The following is a 16,393-nucleotide window of genomic DNA, read 5'->3' as shown; positions in this document are numbered from 1 at the left end:
CCCCGCCCCGGGGCCGGGGGCCCCATCACCCCCCCCCGCCGCCCCCCCCCCCCCACGCCATACCCCCGTTTTCTATGTACCCGGGGGGGGGGGGTGCCCCCCCCCCCCCCCCCCCGCTCCAATCGTTTGTTTTGACGTAGGGGGAAAGCGCTATGCGCTTTTCCCGGAATTCCTCCTGCGCAAAGCTTTATTCTGCCGTGATCGCGCCGCAAGCTTGTTCGGAAGAACAACCCTGGCGACGGCCATGCTTGATGCTCTGCGCCTGCTTGCCTGTCTTGCCTGCGCCCAGGCCGCCGCCTCGCCGCCGGATGCGCCGGCCGTCGACGTCGAGTTGGTGCTTGCAGTCGACATATCGCTGTCGATGGACGAAAAGGAGTTCGCCCTGCAGCGCGCCGGTTATGTCGAGGCGTTGCGACATCCTGACTTTATCAGGGCTGTTCGCGCCGGCGCCACCGGCCGGATCGCGCTCACCTATTTCGAATGGGCCGGCACGGTGCGCGACGATGCGGTCATCGGCTGGCAGATCATAGACAGCGCGGAGAGCGCCAACCTCTTTGCCGACAAGGTTGCGGCCCGCCCGTTCCGCAGCTTCCGTGGCACCTCGATTTCCGGTGCGCTGGCCTTCGGCACCGAGCTTTTCGATCACACTTCTTTCAAGGGCGAACGCAGCGTCATCGATATTTCCGGTGACGGTCCGAACAATATCGGGCCGCCGGTCACCGCCACGCGCGATGCGGCGACTGCAAAGGGCATCGTCGTCAATGGATTGCCAATCCTGATCAGTCCATCACCCACCTTCAGTCATCTCGACCAGTATTACGCGCAGTGCGTGAGCGGCGGGCCCGGTTCCTTTGTGCTGCCGATTTATGCGGCCGCCGAATTTTCGACGGCCATCCGGCGCAAGCTGATCCTCGAAGTAAGCGGCATTCAGGACGAGGCGAGAATCATGCCCGTCGACGTGGCGACGCCGATAGACTGTCTGCAGGGCGAACGGGATAGGCGGTTCTTGTCCGATCCGTATTTTCCGGAACTCGACCGCTGAGCCTTCTGGAACTTGTCATGCATGTCGTAGTCTAGAACCGCTGGACACTCTTGGGCGACATGCAATTAGGCCGGTCGGGCACCAAACTTGTCGCGGAACTCGTTGTAGAGATCGCGGCGCCAGCGCCGGCCATGAATATAGCCGTGCATCAGTTCCGGCAGCGAGTAGCCGAGCGATTTCGACGAGCGATTGGCCATGTAGCCCTCAAATGCTTGAGGTATCCGGCCCCTGAGAATATCGGCGATAATCTGCCGCGAGATCATGTATGGCGGAATATGCGGGTAGGCGTCGGCAATGTGCGGATGTTTGCCCATCAGGTTCGCATAGGCTTCGACATAGCCGTCACGGCGGCCTGAAATCGAGTTTTCCGAGTTGTATTTCGTCCAGTCGATGTCTTCGGACAACCGAGCGCCATGACGGCGCGCTAGCCGCAGCAGCAATTCCCGGTCCTGCATCCGGGTGATGTCGCTGTCATAACCGCCAATGCCCAGCAAGGCCTCGCGGCGAGCGGTTATCGCGGAGCCGGCGATGAAGATCGTCTGTGCGACCAGCGTCCGTTCCAGCATCGTCGGGCTCACGAACGCATCGCGATTGACGCAATTGGTGGCGCGATTGCCCTTCAGGGACACAAAAGAGCTGATCAATACCTGAAGTGCGGAATTGTCGTCGAAGCGGGCCAGGGTTCGTTCAAGCCGGTGCGGCAGGTAAACGTCGTCCGAATCGAGGAATGTCACCACGGGCGCCCGCGCCCGCTCGATGCCGGCATTCCTGGCGGCATTGGCGCCTCGCCATTTCGCACCGACATAAATCAGCCGCGGGTCTTGAATGCGGGCAAGTGCCGCCTCGGTTCCGTCGGTCGAGCCATCGTCAACGACAATATGCTCGAGTCTTGGCATGCTTTGGGAAAGCACGCTTTCCACGGCGCGCAACACCGTTTCGCGCCGGTTGTGGGTCGGCGTTATGACGGTAACGAGAGGTGTTGGATCCATGATCCCGGCCATGTCGTGTCAGCTGTTTCCTGCGCAGAGTTGCGCGTCTATCCAGGACTTTTCAATTCTTGGAACGGTCGAATGGATCGAACTTCCTTTCCGCGATATCCCGTAGTCGATCCGACGCTACAAAAACCAGGTGCCCAAGTCATCCACTTTACCGATACTCGAGCCGCGCAAGCCAACGAATTCCGGTTATTAGCGCTCCATTTGCAACAGCATTGCCGAACAGAGCATTTGCGAATCACCACAGAAGCGGTCCGCGTGTCAGAATAGCATGCATTCCATTACCTCGGACGTAATCGCTTTGTGCTCGGCTTTCGGTCAGATTGCCCTTGCGAGGCCGGCAACGCGGTTTCGATAACAAGGGAGTACAGTCATGACCGCCTACGCCCTTGCCCATATGCGCCAGGCCACGATGGGCCTGCAGATCGTCGAATATCTGCAGAAGATCGATGCCGCGCTGGAACCTTTCGGCGGTCATTTTCTGGTTCATGGCGGCGATCTGGAAGTGATCGAGAACGACTGGCCCAGCCACCTGATCATCATCGAATTTCCCGACAGGCAGCATGTGCATGGCTGGTACAACTCGCCCGCGTACCAGGCAACACTCGCACTACGCACGGATAATTCGGAGGCCGATGTGGTGTTCGCCGACGGGGTCGAACATCCGCACAAGGCGACGGATATTCTGGAATAGTTGACTGGTCCCAAATCAATGCAACGTTGGGGGCACGGCTCAAAGATGCGATAAATCGGCTAGCTGTGCCCGATATAGTCGGGCACGGTCTCGATTTCGTCGCGAACTATGCCGGCAGCGAAGCTAAACTGGCCCCAGAATGCCAAGCTGTAAAATACCTGACCGACAATCAGGGAGAATGGAATTTGCCAAAGCGGCATCCCTGTCTCCCGAGCATGGCCCACAATGCGTCGTGTTGTGCGCCACGACATGGTGAACCAACGGCTGAAAGACTTGGCTACCCGTCGCGTGCGACTAGGCGAATTGAGGGCCACGAACTTTCGGTCGGCGTCGCGGCCTGTAACCAGGGCCCGCCAGTAAAAGAACCGCCAGCCCCGCGGTGAGTAGTGGTAGACGCGTGCGTTGACATTATGAATTTTGTGGCCTTCACGCAGCAGTTCGCGCATCAGCAACGTGCAGGAAACCTTGAAGCCATTATGGTTCGGGAAAGGATGACTGACGATCCATTCGCGCCGAAACCCTACGTTGTTTGCGTTCATCGCCCGCTTCGACGCGAACCGACTGTCTCCGTGGGCCATCGGAAAAAACCAGATCAAGGCAAACGTTCTTGAAAAAAAATCATCGTGCGAAAGATATGTGTATCCGTTTACACAAATAATTTTGGGGTCTTTGAATGGCTCGAGCAAACCCGGCAGCCAGCCTGGTTCCGGCACGACGTCGGAATCGATAAAGATGACGATATTTCCGTCAGCTGCCAGCATGCCATTGTTCTTCAGGTCGTAGTATCGGCCTCCGGGGAAAGCTGTGAAGATCAGGTTGGAGACTTGACCCAACTGCGGTGCTTCAGCCGCGATTTTACGATGCAGCGCATCTGTTTCCGACTCTGCCGCGCCGTGAGAGATAACAACCGTCGGTCGCGCCAGGCCGCTCGCGGAAACTGCGGCGATTTCCCGCGCCAAAGCCTTCAGTCCAACGCCGATCTCGTCCCAGTCAATGGACTTGGCGTTTTCCATTTCCATGACGAGCGAGTATGTTGCGCGTTCTTCAACCATCCCGGCCCCAAATATCTATCGACAACCAGGGGGAATATAGTCGCCTCGTCGCGATGTAAAGGCAATCCGTGCTGATCAACCGGCAGCGTTTTCGCCATTGTCCGGCACAATCTGCGTATTGTCTTTGCGGTAAAATTGGGACTTCACGCCGCTTCTTAAAGAAGCCCCCGAATTCGATGACTGATGGTCTGGAATTTTGAGAGGGCAGAGTACTGCGACAGAAAGCGCTCCCTCCATTCCATATTGATTGTGTCTCTTTGGACCTCAAGGCTGGAATTGAGGGCCGACGCAGGTCCAAAAGTGATGTGGGTGCCGGCCAGATGCGCAATTTTCTCAAGGCAGGTCTGTGGGTTTGCCAAGACTTCCTCATACGTCAATGGCAGGAAGGGCAATCCGTTCTTTGCAAGCCAGACATCCCACGCGAGATTTTCCAGTCCGATTTTCTTAAGCGATTCTGCGATGGCTGGGCCGTCGTAGCGTGGTGAATTCTGGCCTTTCTCGGTAGAGCGGAATCGTCCCGTTTGACGGGCGCGTGTCCAAGAGATCGCCTGGCCAAGAAGATCGCGGCGGGTCAAGCGGACGTAGCGCAGCGCTGGAAGGCTGGCCGGGAGGTCCACAGTCTTGGATACTTGCGAAAACTGGCTTGCAAATATTTTGACTGCGTAGATCCCCGAGGGGGAGCGTCCATCCTTCAGTGCCCGTAAAACCTGAGCACGGGGATTTCGCGGATAATTGGGCAGTTCCAGAACGCGGCGGCCGCCGAACCACTCGAGAGGTTTGCCAAGTCCCGCACCTGCCATCAACTCGGCGAGATAGTTGCTGCCGCTCCGAGGTGACGTGCAGATCAGAATCCCGGCCTTTATCCCAGCCAGAACGTCCGGTGGAGTTTCAACGGGCAGAGGGCCTCTTCGAAAAAGATGCATGGCTAACACAGCTACCGCTTCAGCAAGAACACCGCCTGCTGGCCGAAGAAATTCCAGAACCACCACGGCATCGACAGACCTATCTTCTGGCCGTTGGCGTCGAGTGCCGTCGCCTTCTCCACCGTCGCGCCGAGTTCGTCGCAGAGATTGACGAAGTCGCGGATGGTGCAGAAATGGATATTGGGCGTGTCGTACCAAGAATAGGGCAGGTCCTTTGTCACCGGCATGCGGCCCTGGATGAACAGCGACAGGCGCACCCGCCAATGGCCGAAATTGGGGAAGGATACGATGGCGCGGTTGCCGATCCTGAGCAGTTCGTCGAGCACCAGCTTCGGGTTGCGGGTGGCCTGCAGCGTCTGCGACAGGACGACGAAGTCAAAGCCCTTGTCGGGATAGAATTCGAGATCCTTGTCGGCATCGCCCTGGATGACCGAGAGGCCGCGCGCCACGCATTCGTTGACGCCGCGCTGCGACAGCTCCAACCCACGGCCGTCGACCTGCTTGGTGTCCTGCAGCAATTCGAGCAGCGAGCCGTCGCCCGAACCGACATCGAGCACGCGGGACTGCGGCGGGATGAGATTGGCGACGACCTCGAGGTCGACGCGCTGGTCGCGGTTGACACTCATGATGCCGCCTCCTGCGTGGAGCATGATCCTGGACAGACCAGTCCGCAACTTTCCAGGGTCATGCGCTGAGCCCTCTCGCCCGGGCCGCCGAGCCGATGAAGCCGTTGATGGCGGCAAACAGTTCCGGCTCGTCCAGCAGGAAGGCATCGTGGCCGCGATCGGTCTCGATCTCGACGAAGGACACCGAGGCGCCGGCGGCGTTCAGCGCATGCACGATCGAGCGGCTCTCCTCGGTCGGAAACAGCCAATCCGACGTGAAGGACACCAGGCAGAAACGGGTTTTGGTACCGGCAAAAGCGTCGGCCAACCGGCCGCCATGGTCGGCTGCAAGGTCGAAATAGTCCATCGACCGGGTCATGTAGAGGTAGGAATTGGCGTCGAAGCGATCGACGAAGGTCATGCCCTGGTGGCGCAGATAGCTTTCGATCTGAAAGTCGGCGTCGAAGCCGAAGGTCAGCGCTTCGCGATCCTGCAGATTGCGGCCGAATTTCCGGTGCAGCGCGGCCTCCGACAGATAGGTGATGTGGGCGGCCATGCGCGCCACCGCCAAGCCTTTTTCCGGGCGTTTGCCGTGCTCGAAATATTTGCCGCCATGCCAGTCCGGATCGGCCATTACAGCTTGCCGGCCGACCTCGTGGAATGCGATGTTCTGCGAGGAATGGCGCGCGCCGGTAGCGATCGGCAGCGCCGAGAAGACGCGCTCCGGATAGCTCGACGCCCATTCCAGCACCTGCATGCCACCCATCGAGCCGCCGAGCACACAGAACAGCTTTTCGATGCCGAAATGGTCGATCAGCATCTGCTGCGCGCGCACCATGTCACGGATGGTGATGATCGGCAGGTCAAGCCCATAGGGCTTGCCGGTGGCGGGATTGGTCGAGGCCGGGCCTGTGGAACCAAGACAACCACCGATGACGTTGGAGCAGATGACGAAGAAGCGGCTGGTGTCGATGATTTTGCCGGGGCCGATCAGCACTTCCCACCAACCCGGCTTGCCGGTCACCGGATTGGTGCTGGCGACGTGCTGGTCGCCGGTCAGCGCGTGGCAGACGAGGATAGCATTGGAACGGGCGTCGTTCAGCGTGCCATAGGTCTGGTAAGCGATCTGGAACGGCGACAGCAGCGTGCCGGCGTCGAGCTTGAGCGGCTTGTCAGGCCCAAAACGCAAAACCGGGCTCGACGGCTGGTCGGCCTCGTTGTTGGTTTTGCGAGCACGCAGAGCGGCCATTGCATCCATCTCACACCTTGATCCCTGCACCGTGCTTTTCGAAAATCGTCGCCGATGCGGTGTCCGGCCGGCGCGGGCAATAAAAAACCGGCATTGCAGTCGCAAAGCCGGTTACAGGATGCAAACGGCCCTTTAGCAAGTTGTTTAACGTGGCTGCAAGCCGACCGGCCAAATCACCACGGTAGTTCGTACCCCTTCTAGGGCTGCGGCAGGCCGGCGTCAACGGCCAGCCTTGTCCGGAGGCGGTCACCTCTCGACATTGCGGGCCACGGCTTGTATTTCCGCTGCGGCTTCCCTGAGGAAGCGTTCTCGACGGATTTTGCGACATGAGCCAGACACCGGACAAGGCACGTCCAACCCCGCGCGCGGGCATCATGGACATCGACGCCTATGTGCCGGGCAAGAGCACGGCGCCTGCCGGCGTCGCCAAGGTCTACAAGCTTTCGTCGAACGAGAACCCGCTCGGTCCCTCGCCAAAAGCGATCGAAGCCGCGCGCGAGATTGCCGGAAAGCTCGATGTCTATCCCGACGGCACCGCCAGGCGGCTGCGCGAAGCGATCGCCGAAGTGCACGGTCTCAACCCGGCCAACATCGTCTGCTCGAACGGTTCCGACGAGATCCTCGGCCTCCTGGCGCAGACTTATCTGGCGCCCGGCGACGAGGCCGTCATCACCGAACACGCCTTCATGGTCTACAAGATCTACATCCAGTCGGCGGGTGCCGTTCCGGTGACGATCAAGGAAAAAGATGAGCGCGCCGACATCGACGCCATCCTGGCCGCCGTCACGCCGCGCACCAAGATCGTGTTCCTCGCCAACCCCAACAACCCGACCGGCACCTATGTGCCGTTCCAGGAGGTGCGCCGGCTGCATTCCGGTCTGCCAAGGCACGTGCTTCTGGTGCTCGACGCGGCCTATGCAGAATATGTCCGCCGCAACGATTACGAAGCCGGCATCGAGTTGGTCGGCAGCGCCGAGAATGTGGTGATGACCCGTACTTTCTCGAAGATCGGCCTTGGTGGGGCGCGGATCGGCTGGATGTACGCGCCGATGCACATCGTCGACGCGATCAACCGCGTGCGTGGCCCCTTCAACGTCAATGCAACGGCGATCGAGGCCGGAATCGCGGCGATCCGCGACCGCGCCCATGTCGAGCGCAGCGTCGCGCACAACGAGACCTGGCTGGCATGGTTGAGCGAGGAGTTCACAAAGCTTGGGCTGCGGGTAACGCCCAGCGTTGGCAATTTCGTCCTTATTCATTTCCCTGACGACCAGAAACATTCGGCAGCGGCCGCGGACGACTACCTAACGGCACGCGGCTACATATTGCGGCGCGTTTCCGGCTACGGCTTTCCCAACGCGCTGCGCATGACCGTCGGCACCGAAGAGGCCAATCGCGGCGTTGTCGCCGCACTCACGACATTCCTGAAAAGCTAGAACACCATGACATCACCGATGTTTGAAAAGATCGCGCTGGTCGGCATCGGCCTGATCGGCTCGTCGCTGGCCCGCGTCATCCGCCGCGAGGGGCTGGCTGGCCGCGTAGCCATCTCGACCCGCAGTGCCGCGACGCTGGCGCGAGCGAGAGAACTTGGGCTCGGTGATTCCTACACCACCGATGCGAGCGAAGCGGTCCGGGATGCCGATCTGGTCATCGTCTCGGTGCCGGTCGGCTCGTCCGGCGCGATCGCCGAGGAAATTGCGTCTTCATTGAAGTCGGGCGCGATCCTCACCGATGTCGGCTCGACCAAGGCATCTGTCATCGCGCAGATGCAGCCTTATGTGCCAGCCGGCGTCCACTTTATTCCCGGTCATCCGCTGGCGGGCACAGAGAAATCCGGCCCCGATGCCGGGTTTGCCGACCTATTCGACAATCGCTGGTGTATCTTCACGCCGCTGCCCGATACTGACCCGGACGCGCTGGAACGGCTGTCGGAATTCTGGCGCCGCTGCGGCGCCAACATCGACACGATGGATCCTCAGCATCACGACATGACGCTGGCCATCGTCTCGCATTTGCCGCACATCATCGCCTACAATATCGTTGGCACCGCCGATGATCTGCAGTCGGTAACCAAGTCCGAGGTGATCAAGTATTCGGCTTCGGGCTTCCGCGACTTCACCCGCCTTGCCGCTTCCGACCCGACCATGTGGCGGGACGTATGCCTGCACAACAAGGATGCAATCCTCGAAATGCTGGCGCGGTTCTCGGAAGACCTGGCGTCGTTGCAACGCGCGATCCGCTGGGGTGACGGCGAAAAACTCTTCGACCTGTTCACCCGCACCCGGGCCGTGCGCCGCTCGATCATCGAGGCCGGCCAGGACATCGACGTGCCCGATTTTGGCCGCCAGGCGGTCGAACACCCGGCCAAGACTTAAATTTGTTTCAGGCCGGCCAGGTCGCCGCAACCATCGCCAGCGTCTCGGCTCTATTCGGCGCGCCAAGCCTGCCGCCGAAGCGCAGGCATTTGAGCGCGGCGGCCGCACTGGCAAAGCGCAAAGCCTGCTCGACAGACATGGCCTCCGCCAGGCCGACGGCGAAGGCGCCGTGAAAGACGTCGCCGGCGGCCAATGTGTCGACCGCTTTGATTCTCGGCGCCGCGACATGACGCACACAGCCTGCGGAACGGTCGTGCCACCAACTCCCCGCCGCGCCGCCAGTCACCGCGACAAAGGCGTCGGTGCGGCTGGCGAGATCGGCGCAAGCCGTTTCCGGGTCGAGCGCCTGGCCGCAGACGATGCGCGCCGCCGGCTCCGAAGCGACGATATGCGTGGCGAGCGGCAACAGCTGTTCCAGGACCTCCAGCGGCGCGGTGTCGGCATCGAGGATCGCCGGCCGGCCGATGGCGCGCGCGGCGTTGAGGGCAAGTGCTGCCGCGCCCGGCCAGCGGACATCGACCAAAACGGCGTCGAATGCGGAGAGGTCGGCGAGCGGCAAGCCTTCGGGATCGGCCTGCGCAAGTCTGTCATAGAACGGCACGATGATGCGCTCGCCATGCGCATCGACCAGGATCGAGGCCAGCGCCGAGCGAGCGCCCCCGACGCGGCGGACATAGGCGCAATCGACACCTTCGGCTTCGATCGCGGCAACGAGATGGTCGCCGACGGGATCGTCACCCGCACTAGCCCACAGCGACACCTCGGCGCCCAAGCGGTGCGCGGCGCAGGCAGCACTGGTGGCCATGCCCGAGGCGATCTGGACGCCGTCGGAGGCGATGAACTTGCCCTGATGCAGCGGCAGTGTCTCGACACGCAGGATGGTGTCCAGCGTCAGCGCGCCGACGCTCAGAAGTTTTGCCGGTCTGTTCATACAGGGACGCTTAATGGAGTGGCTTGATCTTGCCCAGCGGGATGAAGCCGAGTGAGGCCTTGCCCTTGACCACCTTCAGCGGCATCGACGGTTCGTTGCCGAGCACCGCCAGGGCAGAAAAGCCCTGCTCGATCTGGCTTTTCTGCTCGGGTATGGCGGCGCCGAGGATGGCAGCCACCGCCTTCGGGTCCTTTAGCCTGATCATCAGATCGGCGTTGATCAGGCCCTCGGCATCGACCGAAAGCGGTCCTGAAACGGTGATGCGCGCCGTGCCCGACGACAGGTAGAGGTTGCGGATTTCGATTGCCTGGCCGCGCAGGCTTTTCACCTGCGTGCCGATCAGTGCAATGCCGTTCTTCAGCGTCGCGTCGCCGCTGGCATCGAGCGCCGGCAGCACGCGCCCGCCGATCGCGCCGGGGTCGATCTCGAGATCGCCGAAACTGCCGAGATAGTCGATGTCTGCCCCATTCGGCTGCAGTTGGCCAGCCGCCTTGCCGGCGCTGAACAATTGCACCGGATCGGTATCGTCGGCCGGATCGGTCTGGCCGGACAGGCCCTCCGCCTCCAGGGCAATCCGCTGCGGTAGCGGCCACCACAATTTGACGTTGGCCTGCAGATTGTCCCAGTCGATCCACAGCGGCGCCATGCCTGGCACGGAAGTCCTGAGCGGGCCGCGCAGATTGGCAACCGGTGACAGAGGCTGGATGATCTGGGCGGCTGCGTTGAAACTGCCGGCCGAAGCGGCGACGTTGCTGGCATCGTCCTCGTAAGCCAAATTGTCGCAGGAGACCGTAAAGCTCAGGGGATAGCCGCTGACCTGGAGGTTGGCACAGCCGGCTTCGACGCCAGTTTTGTTCAGCGTGGCAACCGCCTTGTCGGCCTCGCTCCTCACCCGGTCAGCCAGATAGAACCAGCCGCCGCTGTAGATGGCAAACAGCACCACGACGAAGGTGACAAGCCACAACAAGCGGCGAAGGTTACTCGGCTGGCGTTCGTCACTTGACGTCATGCTTTGGCTCTCGTTAACGCATGGGTGTTGCGGACGGACAGTCGATCCCGCCGACAATAGGTAGACAGAGACGAATAGGTAGACGGGACAGGCTAAAAAAACTCCGGTCCCGGTACGGTGTTGACATTCTTTGCAATCAGGCGCGGCGATATGGGCGATTTTTGGGTGTTTGGCTATGGTTCGTTGATCTGGCGGCCGGGTTTCGCCCATGTCGAGACACAGCGCGCGCGCCTGCATGGGTATCGCCGGTCGCTCTGCGTCTATTCCTTCGTGCATCGCGGCACGCGTGAACGGCCGGGGCTGGTGCTCGGCCTCGACCGTGGCGGCTCCTGCGTCGGCCTGGCGTTCCGTGTTCCCGGCGACTTGCGCGACGAGGTCATCACCTATCTGCGCGACCGCGAGCTGGTCACCAATGTCTATCTCGAGCGCTTGCTCAAGATTCGTCTCGACGGGGGCCGGACTGTCGAGGCGGTGGCCTATATCGTCGACCGCCAGCACGAGCAGTATGCCGGCGCGCTCGACGAGGCGGAGGCGGCGGCCATGGTGCGTGGCGCGGTCGGCCAGTCCGGCGTCAACGAGGATTATGTGCTCAGCACACTGGAGCATCTCGAGGCGCTAGGCATTCGCGACCATTGGCTGGAGGAAGTCGCCAGGCGGGTCGCGCCTTTGTGAAGCTGGCTCTGCGGAAAAAGGCGGCCAGGCCTTTGACCTCGCTCGGCCAAGACCTAGCTTAGGCTCCGAACCTCAGCCCGCGGGCAGCATTCGCCCGCCCAATCATTCCGGAGATATGCCTTGCAGAAACGCCGTCTCGGTCGTACCGATCTTTCCATCGCACCGCTGGTTCTGGGCGGCAATGTCTTCGGCTGGACCGCCGACGAGAAAACCTCGTTCGACCTGCTCGACAGCTTCATCGGCGCCGGCCTCAACGCCGTCGATACGGCGGATGCTTATTCGCGCTGGGTGCCCGGCCACCGGGGCGGAGAGTCGGAAACCATTATCGGCAAGTGGATGAAGGACCGTGGCAATCGTGACAAGGTCATCGTGGTCACCAAGGTCGGTTCGGATATGGGACAGGGCCATAAGGACCTGTCCGCCGCATACATCGAAAAGGCCATCGACGCATCGCTGAAGCGGCTGCAGACCGACACCATCGATCTCTATCTGTCGCACTGGCCGGATCCGACGACGCCCTACGAGGAAACCCTTGGCGCCTATGAGAAGCTGCTCGCCAAGGGCAAGATCCGCTATGCCGGCTGCTCGAACCTCGACGCCGCCCAGTTGCGCGCCGCACTCGATGTGGCGAGCCTGCGCGGCCTGCCGCGTTACGAAGTGCTGCAGCCGGAATACAATCTCTACGACCGCTCGTCCTTCGACGGCCCGCTGCGTGATCTCTGCGTGGCCGAGGACATCGGCGTCATCACCTATTTCAGTCTTGCCAAGGGTTTTCTCAGCGGCAAATACCGCAGCGAGGCCGATCTTGGTCAGAGCCCGCGTGGCGGCGGTGTGAAGGACTATCTCAACGCGCGCGGATATCGCATCCTTGCGGCACTGGACGCGGTCTCGGCCAGGCATTCGGCCAAGCAAGCGGAAGTCGCGCTTGCCTGGGTGATCGCGCGGCCCGGTGTGACCGCGCCGATCGCCAGCGCCACCAGGCCCGATCAGATGGACAGCTTGATCAAGGCGGCGTCGCTGAAATTGAGCGCCGACGATATGGCCGAACTCGACAAGGCGAGCGGCTGAAGCTTTCGGCGACCGCTCCTCGCACGAACGTCCAAGACGACCCTCTTGTCTTGCCGTACCGTCCCTTTGCACGGGGCAAGGCAGAGGTGCAGATGACGGAGCCGCTTCTTTCGCAGCTGGACCTTTGGCGTCAGCTGGTCGCGCTGGTGCTTGCCGCCACGATCGTCATGGGCAGCCCAGGGCCGGCAACGATAAGCGTCACCGCCGTCGGGGCCGCCTTCGGCCTGCGCCACTCGCTGCGCTATGCCTGGGGGATCATCCTGGGCACGATCGCCGTGTTGCTGATCGTGGCGACCGGGGTCATGGCGGTGCTCACGTCGATGCCGCGGCACGCGCCGCTGCTGGCCGTCGCTTCAGCGGTCTACATCCTCTATCTCGCCTTCAAGATCGCTACGGCGCCGCCCTTGGCGGCACGCGCCGCCGAGGCTTCGCGCCCAACATGGCTGGCCGGATTTCTTCTCGCTGTCGCCAACCCAAAGGCCTATGTGGCGATCGCCGCCGTGTTCGCCGGCACTTCGTCGAAACAAGGCGTCGCTGAGCTCGGTCCATGGCTGAGGCTGACGGTTCTCGCCCTGATGATCGTCGCCATCCATGCCGTGTGGCTCGTCGCGGGAGCAGCGTTCGCGCGCTTCCTGCGCCAGCCGGCACCCTCGCGGATCGTCAATTTGGTCTTTGCCGTGACGCTGGTGTTGACCACAGCGCTGGCAGTGTTTGGTTGAAAACTGGCCCGGGAGTTTTCGCTCAGGCTTTCGCGCCGAGTTCCTGCAACCGCTTCACCGCCGTCGGCGGCAAGGCCGGCGGATTGGGTTCGTGGGATGCCTCAATGAGAAGCTGATCGCAGGCGGCCTCCGTCTCGCCGATCAGTCGTGCCATGAATTCGTCCTTGCTCAGGCCCGGTGGAATCGGCGGCAGGAAGCGTGCCCTGATCGTGCCGGGGTAGCGCAGGAATTTCCGGCGCGGCCAATAAAGGCCGGCGACATGGGCAACCGGCACCACCGGAACACCAAGCTGCGCGTAGATTTCGACGATGCCGTATTTGTAGGCCGGCTCGTCGCCCGGCGCCCGGCGCGTGCCCTCGGGATAGATGATGAGCTGGCGGGGGTTGCGCGCCATCTCCTCCTTGGTCGCGGCGACCACGGCCTTCAGCGCCTTCGAGCGGCTGCCGCGGTTAACCGGGATCATGCGCATCTTCATGATGTACCAGCCGAAGAACGGGATCCAGGTCAGCTCTCGTTTCAAGATGTAGAGCGGGTCCTGGAGGAAGGGAAAGAAGGCGATCGTGTCCCAGAACGACTGGTGCTTGGGCGCCAGGATGAACGAGCCTGCTGGCAGGTTTTCCTGGCCGGTGATGTCGCTCTTCGTTCCAGCGATCTTGTCGAAGAGCCACATCGAGGTGCGCGACCAGAATTTCGGCACGAACCAGGCGCGGTGACGGGGGGACAGGAAATAGTAGGGGGTCCAGAGGATCATCTGGATGATCAGGTTGACGTAGAAGACGAAATTGAACGTCAGTGATCTGGCATAGAGCATGGGGGAGGTCCGGTGAGGAGGTGAGCGTTGGTTACACCAAGCGCGGGGAAAAAGGAAACAAGGCGATGCGGCTCATTCACCACGCCGCCTGCGCCAGGCGTTCCCGCAGGCGAGGAGCGGCGAAGTCGAGGAAGGCGCGCAGTTTCACCGGCAGCCGGCCCTGGCCGGCGTGTACGAGATTTACCGGCCACGGCTGCGGTTCGAAGTCCTGGAGAACCGCTCTGAGGGCTCCTGACCGCACAGCGGCTACGATCTGGTAGGAAAGTACCCGTGTTATCCCGATGCGGGCAATCGCAGCGTCGATCGCGGCCTCAGCGGTGTTGACGCGGAGCCTTGAGCGAACCTGGATTGGAAGGTCGGTCTTCTCCACCGAAAAGGTCCAGGTGGCGAGGGAACTGAGACCCTCAAAGGTAATGCAGCTGTGCGTCTCAAGATCTCTGGGGGTTTTCGGCGTGCCGCGTTCAGACAAATAGGCGGGGCTTGCGCAGACAACACGACGTATGGAGCCAAGCCCTGTGGCAACCATGCGCGAGTCCGGCAGCCGGCCGATGCGGATTGCGAGATCGATATGCTCCTCGGCCAAATGGCTTATCGCGTCGCCGAGCGTCAGGCGAATGTCCACTTGCGGGTAGGCGGCGAGAAACGCGGTGACGACTGGCAGCACGTGAAGGCGGCCGAAGACGATCGGCGCGGTGATGATCAATTCGCCCGTCGGGGCGCTGTACTCGCCGCCGGCGACCCGCTCGGCCTCGCCGACCTCGTCGAGAATGCGGCGGCATGCGGCGAGGTAGGCGTCGCCCGCATCGGTCAGCGTCAGCCGCCGCGTCGACCGGTTCAGCAGGCGTGTCTGAAGATGACGCTCTAGGTCGGAGACCTTGCGGCTGACCGTGGCAAGTGGCACGCCCGAACGGCGCGCGGCAGCGGACAAACTGCCAGCCTCGACCGTGGCAACGAAAAGGGACATGGCTTCGAGGCGGTCCATTGTTTATTCCAGAAATTGGAAGGATAGATTGCAATTATGGCATCTACATCCGCAATGTGAAAGGATGCATATAAGACGGGCACCTCAAAAGGAAATCGTCATGCCCCGCATCGTTACCCTGTCATCCATTGCCGCCGCTCCAACAGCCGCGCAACCCATGCTGCACGCTGTCGAGAAGCAACTCGGTGTCGTGCCGAACCTGTTTAGGATGGTTGCAAACAGCCCGGCCGCGCTGGAAGGCTACCTCGGCATGTCTGGGGCGCTTGCCAGGGGCCGCCTGCCGGCGCCAACGCGCGAGCGTATCGCGCTCGCGGTCGCCGAGGTCAATGGCTGCAACTACTGTCTTTCCGCCCACACCTACCTCGGCAAGAACCTCGCAAGGCTCGACGACGCCGAAATGATTGCCAACCGCCACGGCGGTTCCACCGATCCCAAGGCGGGGGCGGCTGTCCGTTTCGCCGCCAAGGTCGCCCACAGCCGCGGCCATGTCGGCGACGAGGACCTCGCAGCCGTCAGGCTGGCAGGCTATGACGATGGTGAGATCATTGAGATCGTCCAGCACGTCGCCCTGAACGTCTGGACCAACTATATCAATGAGGTTGCCCGGACCGAGATCGATTTTCCGGTTGTTTCTGCCCGCGATGCTGCCTGACTCCGGAAAGGCCAGGCGGTGTCCGCCGGTCTCCGGCACGCATGCCGCAGAGGAATGTCATGTCTGAGAGCCTACCACCGCTTCCACCGTTCACAGCCGAGACCGCCGCACAGAAGGCGCGCATGGCCGAGGACGCCTGGAACTCGCGCGATCCGGCACGGGTCGCGCTCGCCTACACAATGGACAGTCGCTGGCGTAACCGGACCGAATTCCTGCAAGGGCGCGATGCCATCCAGGCGCTCCTGACGCGCAAATGGAGCCGCGAGCTTGACTATCGGCTGATCAAGGAGGTCTGGGCCTTCCACGCCAACCGGATCGCGGTGCGCTTCGCCTATGAGTGGCGCGACGACAGCGGTTCATGGTTCCGCAGCTACGGCAACGAGAATTGGGAATTCGACGAACACGGGCTGATGCGCCTGCGCATCGCCAGCATCAACGACCTGCCGATCGGCGAGGCTGACCGCAAATATCACTGGCCGCTCGGCCGGCGGCCGGATGACCACCCAACACTGTCGGAACTCGGGCTTTAGCAGGCTTCTCTGATTGGGGTCGGTGAGGTCAAGCGTTTCCTGTCTTTTTTCCGGACCATGTCGCCCCGCGGGTCACTCGCT

General features: G+C 61.9%; 18 protein-coding genes and 1 riboswitch. Of the genes, 9 read left to right on the top strand and 9 right to left on the bottom strand.

Annotated elements, in window-relative coordinates:
• The first annotated feature begins 244 nt into the window (after positions 1-244).
• Positions 245-1,042 carry a DUF1194 domain-containing protein gene (locus NKI20_RS32180; RefSeq protein ID WP_352837931.1) on the top strand — a complete coding sequence of 266 codons (798 nt, stop codon included), beginning with the start codon at positions 245-247 and terminating at the stop codon, positions 1,040-1,042.
• A 65-nt stretch (positions 1,043-1,107) separates the two neighbouring features.
• Here NKI20_RS32180 and NKI20_RS32175 read toward each other — a convergent pair whose 3' ends face one another.
• A complete protein-coding gene (locus NKI20_RS32175; protein WP_352837929.1) occupies positions 1,108-2,043 on the bottom strand; it encodes a glycosyltransferase family 2 protein in 936 nt (311 codons plus the stop codon).
• A gap of 367 nt (positions 2,044-2,410) precedes the next feature.
• Between NKI20_RS32175 and NKI20_RS32170 the strand changes: the two genes are divergently transcribed.
• Positions 2,411-2,731 carry a DUF1330 domain-containing protein gene (locus tag NKI20_RS32170; protein WP_352837927.1) on the top strand — a complete coding sequence of 107 codons (321 nt, stop codon included), beginning with the start codon at positions 2,411-2,413 and terminating at the stop codon, positions 2,729-2,731.
• A gap of 59 nt (positions 2,732-2,790) precedes the next feature.
• On the opposite strand, the gene NKI20_RS32165 is transcribed toward NKI20_RS32170, so the two are convergent.
• The 4 genes from NKI20_RS32165 to metX all read right to left on the bottom strand — a co-directional run bounded on the left by NKI20_RS32165 (position 2,791) and on the right by metX (position 6,560).
• Positions 2,791-3,783, bottom strand: a complete 993-nt coding sequence (locus NKI20_RS32165) for a glycosyltransferase (RefSeq protein WP_352837925.1) — start codon at positions 3,781-3,783, stop codon at positions 2,791-2,793.
• Positions 3,784-3,938: 155 nt separating this feature from the next.
• On the bottom strand, positions 3,939-4,769 hold the full coding sequence (locus tag NKI20_RS32160) for a Stf0 family sulfotransferase (RefSeq protein ID WP_352837924.1): 831 nt from the start codon (positions 4,767-4,769) through the stop codon (positions 3,939-3,941).
• Positions 4,718-5,332, bottom strand: coding sequence for a methionine biosynthesis protein MetW (metW, locus tag NKI20_RS32155; protein WP_023757246.1), 615 nt, complete (start codon positions 5,330-5,332; stop codon positions 4,718-4,720). Before metW ends, NKI20_RS32160 begins: the two co-directional genes overlap by 52 nt.
• Positions 5,333-5,390: 58 nt before the next feature.
• Positions 5,391-6,560 (bottom strand): homoserine O-acetyltransferase MetX, encoded by a 1,170-nt coding sequence (gene metX, locus NKI20_RS32150; protein ID WP_352604323.1) that lies wholly within the window; start codon positions 6,558-6,560, stop codon positions 5,391-5,393.
• A gap of 112 nt (positions 6,561-6,672) precedes the next feature.
• Positions 6,673-6,750: riboswitch (SAM riboswitch) on the bottom strand.
• 136 nt (positions 6,751-6,886) lie between these two features.
• Here metX and hisC point away from each other — a divergent pair.
• On the top strand, positions 6,887-7,996 hold the full coding sequence (gene hisC, locus NKI20_RS32145) for a histidinol-phosphate transaminase (protein ID WP_352837921.1): 1,110 nt from the start codon (positions 6,887-6,889) through the stop codon (positions 7,994-7,996).
• A gap of 6 nt (positions 7,997-8,002) precedes the next feature.
• On the top strand, positions 8,003-8,938 hold the full coding sequence (locus tag NKI20_RS32140; RefSeq protein ID WP_352837919.1) for a prephenate/arogenate dehydrogenase family protein: 936 nt from the start codon (positions 8,003-8,005) through the stop codon (positions 8,936-8,938).
• Positions 8,939-8,945: 7 nt separating this feature from the next.
• On the opposite strand, the gene NKI20_RS32135 is transcribed toward NKI20_RS32140, so the two are convergent.
• Together NKI20_RS32135 and NKI20_RS32130 are read right to left on the bottom strand one after the other, a co-directional pair.
• On the bottom strand, positions 8,946-9,869 hold the full coding sequence (locus tag NKI20_RS32135) for a sugar kinase (protein WP_352837917.1): 924 nt from the start codon (positions 9,867-9,869) through the stop codon (positions 8,946-8,948).
• A 10-nt stretch (positions 9,870-9,879) separates the two neighbouring features.
• Positions 9,880-10,878: a DUF2125 domain-containing protein gene (locus NKI20_RS32130; protein WP_352837915.1), complete on the bottom strand. Its 999-nt coding sequence runs from the start codon at positions 10,876-10,878 to the stop codon at positions 9,880-9,882.
• Positions 10,879-11,028: 150 nt separating this feature from the next.
• Between NKI20_RS32130 and NKI20_RS32125 the strand changes: the two genes are divergently transcribed.
• The 3 genes from NKI20_RS32125 (at position 11,029) to NKI20_RS32115 (ending at position 13,337) form a co-directional block, all read left to right on the top strand.
• A complete protein-coding gene (locus tag NKI20_RS32125; protein ID WP_352604333.1) occupies positions 11,029-11,550 on the top strand; it encodes a gamma-glutamylcyclotransferase in 522 nt (173 codons plus the stop codon).
• A gap of 120 nt (positions 11,551-11,670) precedes the next feature.
• Complete coding sequence (locus NKI20_RS32120; protein ID WP_352604336.1) at positions 11,671-12,618, top strand: aldo/keto reductase; 948 nt, start codon at positions 11,671-11,673, stop codon at positions 12,616-12,618.
• Between the two features lie 92 nt (positions 12,619-12,710).
• Positions 12,711-13,337, top strand: a complete 627-nt coding sequence (locus tag NKI20_RS32115; protein WP_352837913.1) for a LysE family translocator — start codon at positions 12,711-12,713, stop codon at positions 13,335-13,337.
• 22 nt (positions 13,338-13,359) lie between these two features.
• Here the strand turns inward: NKI20_RS32115 and NKI20_RS32110 are convergent, their stop codons facing one another.
• Complete coding sequence (locus NKI20_RS32110) at positions 13,360-14,148, bottom strand: lysophospholipid acyltransferase family protein (RefSeq protein WP_352837911.1); 789 nt, start codon at positions 14,146-14,148, stop codon at positions 13,360-13,362.
• A gap of 76 nt (positions 14,149-14,224) precedes the next feature.
• On the bottom strand, positions 14,225-15,130 hold the full coding sequence (locus NKI20_RS32105; protein WP_352837909.1) for a LysR family transcriptional regulator: 906 nt from the start codon (positions 15,128-15,130) through the stop codon (positions 14,225-14,227).
• A gap of 100 nt (positions 15,131-15,230) precedes the next feature.
• Between NKI20_RS32105 and NKI20_RS32100 the strand changes: the two genes are divergently transcribed.
• Both NKI20_RS32100 and NKI20_RS32095 read left to right on the top strand, forming a co-directional pair.
• A complete protein-coding gene (locus NKI20_RS32100; protein ID WP_352837907.1) occupies positions 15,231-15,782 on the top strand; it encodes a carboxymuconolactone decarboxylase family protein in 552 nt (183 codons plus the stop codon).
• Positions 15,783-15,841: 59 nt separating this feature from the next.
• A complete protein-coding gene (locus NKI20_RS32095; RefSeq protein ID WP_352837905.1) occupies positions 15,842-16,312 on the top strand; it encodes a nuclear transport factor 2 family protein in 471 nt (156 codons plus the stop codon).
• Positions 16,313-16,393 lie beyond the last annotated feature (81 nt).

It is taken from the genome of Mesorhizobium sp. M0830, from assembly GCF_040319965.1.
Classification (GTDB): domain Bacteria; phylum Pseudomonadota; class Alphaproteobacteria; order Rhizobiales; family Rhizobiaceae; genus Mesorhizobium.
This window is presented reverse-complemented; position numbering and strand designations above follow the sequence as displayed.

Bases quoted from the DNA above. Each gene is read 5' to 3' on its own strand.
- NKI20_RS32105 (WP_352837909.1), bottom strand. From the start codon at position 15,130: ATGGACCGCCTCGAAGCCATGTCCCTTTTCGTTGCCACGGTCGAGGCT.
- NKI20_RS32140 (WP_352837919.1), top strand. From the start codon at position 8,003: ATGACATCACCGATGTTTGAAAAGATCGCGCTGGTCGGCATCGGCCTG.
- NKI20_RS32110 (WP_352837911.1), bottom strand. From the start codon at position 14,148: ATGCTCTATGCCAGATCACTGACGTTCAATTTCGTCTTCTACGTCAAC.
- metW (WP_023757246.1), bottom strand. From the start codon at position 5,332: ATGAGTGTCAACCGCGACCAGCGCGTCGACCTCGAGGTCGTCGCCAAT.
- NKI20_RS32130 (WP_352837915.1), bottom strand. From the start codon at position 10,878: ATGACGTCAAGTGACGAACGCCAGCCGAGTAACCTTCGCCGCTTGTTG.
- hisC (WP_352837921.1), top strand. From the start codon at position 6,887: ATGAGCCAGACACCGGACAAGGCACGTCCAACCCCGCGCGCGGGCATC.
- NKI20_RS32170 (WP_352837927.1), top strand. From the start codon at position 2,411: ATGACCGCCTACGCCCTTGCCCATATGCGCCAGGCCACGATGGGCCTG.
- NKI20_RS32180 (WP_352837931.1), top strand. From the start codon at position 245: ATGCTTGATGCTCTGCGCCTGCTTGCCTGTCTTGCCTGCGCCCAGGCC.
- NKI20_RS32115 (WP_352837913.1), top strand. From the start codon at position 12,711: ATGACGGAGCCGCTTCTTTCGCAGCTGGACCTTTGGCGTCAGCTGGTC.
- NKI20_RS32165 (WP_352837925.1), bottom strand. From the start codon at position 3,783: ATGGTTGAAGAACGCGCAACATACTCGCTCGTCATGGAAATGGAAAAC.
- NKI20_RS32135 (WP_352837917.1), bottom strand. From the start codon at position 9,869: ATGAACAGACCGGCAAAACTTCTGAGCGTCGGCGCGCTGACGCTGGAC.
- NKI20_RS32125 (WP_352604333.1), top strand. From the start codon at position 11,029: ATGGGCGATTTTTGGGTGTTTGGCTATGGTTCGTTGATCTGGCGGCCG.
- NKI20_RS32175 (WP_352837929.1), bottom strand. From the start codon at position 2,043: ATGGCCGGGATCATGGATCCAACACCTCTCGTTACCGTCATAACGCCG.
- metX (WP_352604323.1), bottom strand. From the start codon at position 6,560: ATGGCCGCTCTGCGTGCTCGCAAAACCAACAACGAGGCCGACCAGCCG.
- NKI20_RS32095 (WP_352837905.1), top strand. From the start codon at position 15,842: ATGTCTGAGAGCCTACCACCGCTTCCACCGTTCACAGCCGAGACCGCC.
- NKI20_RS32100 (WP_352837907.1), top strand. From the start codon at position 15,231: ATGCCCCGCATCGTTACCCTGTCATCCATTGCCGCCGCTCCAACAGCC.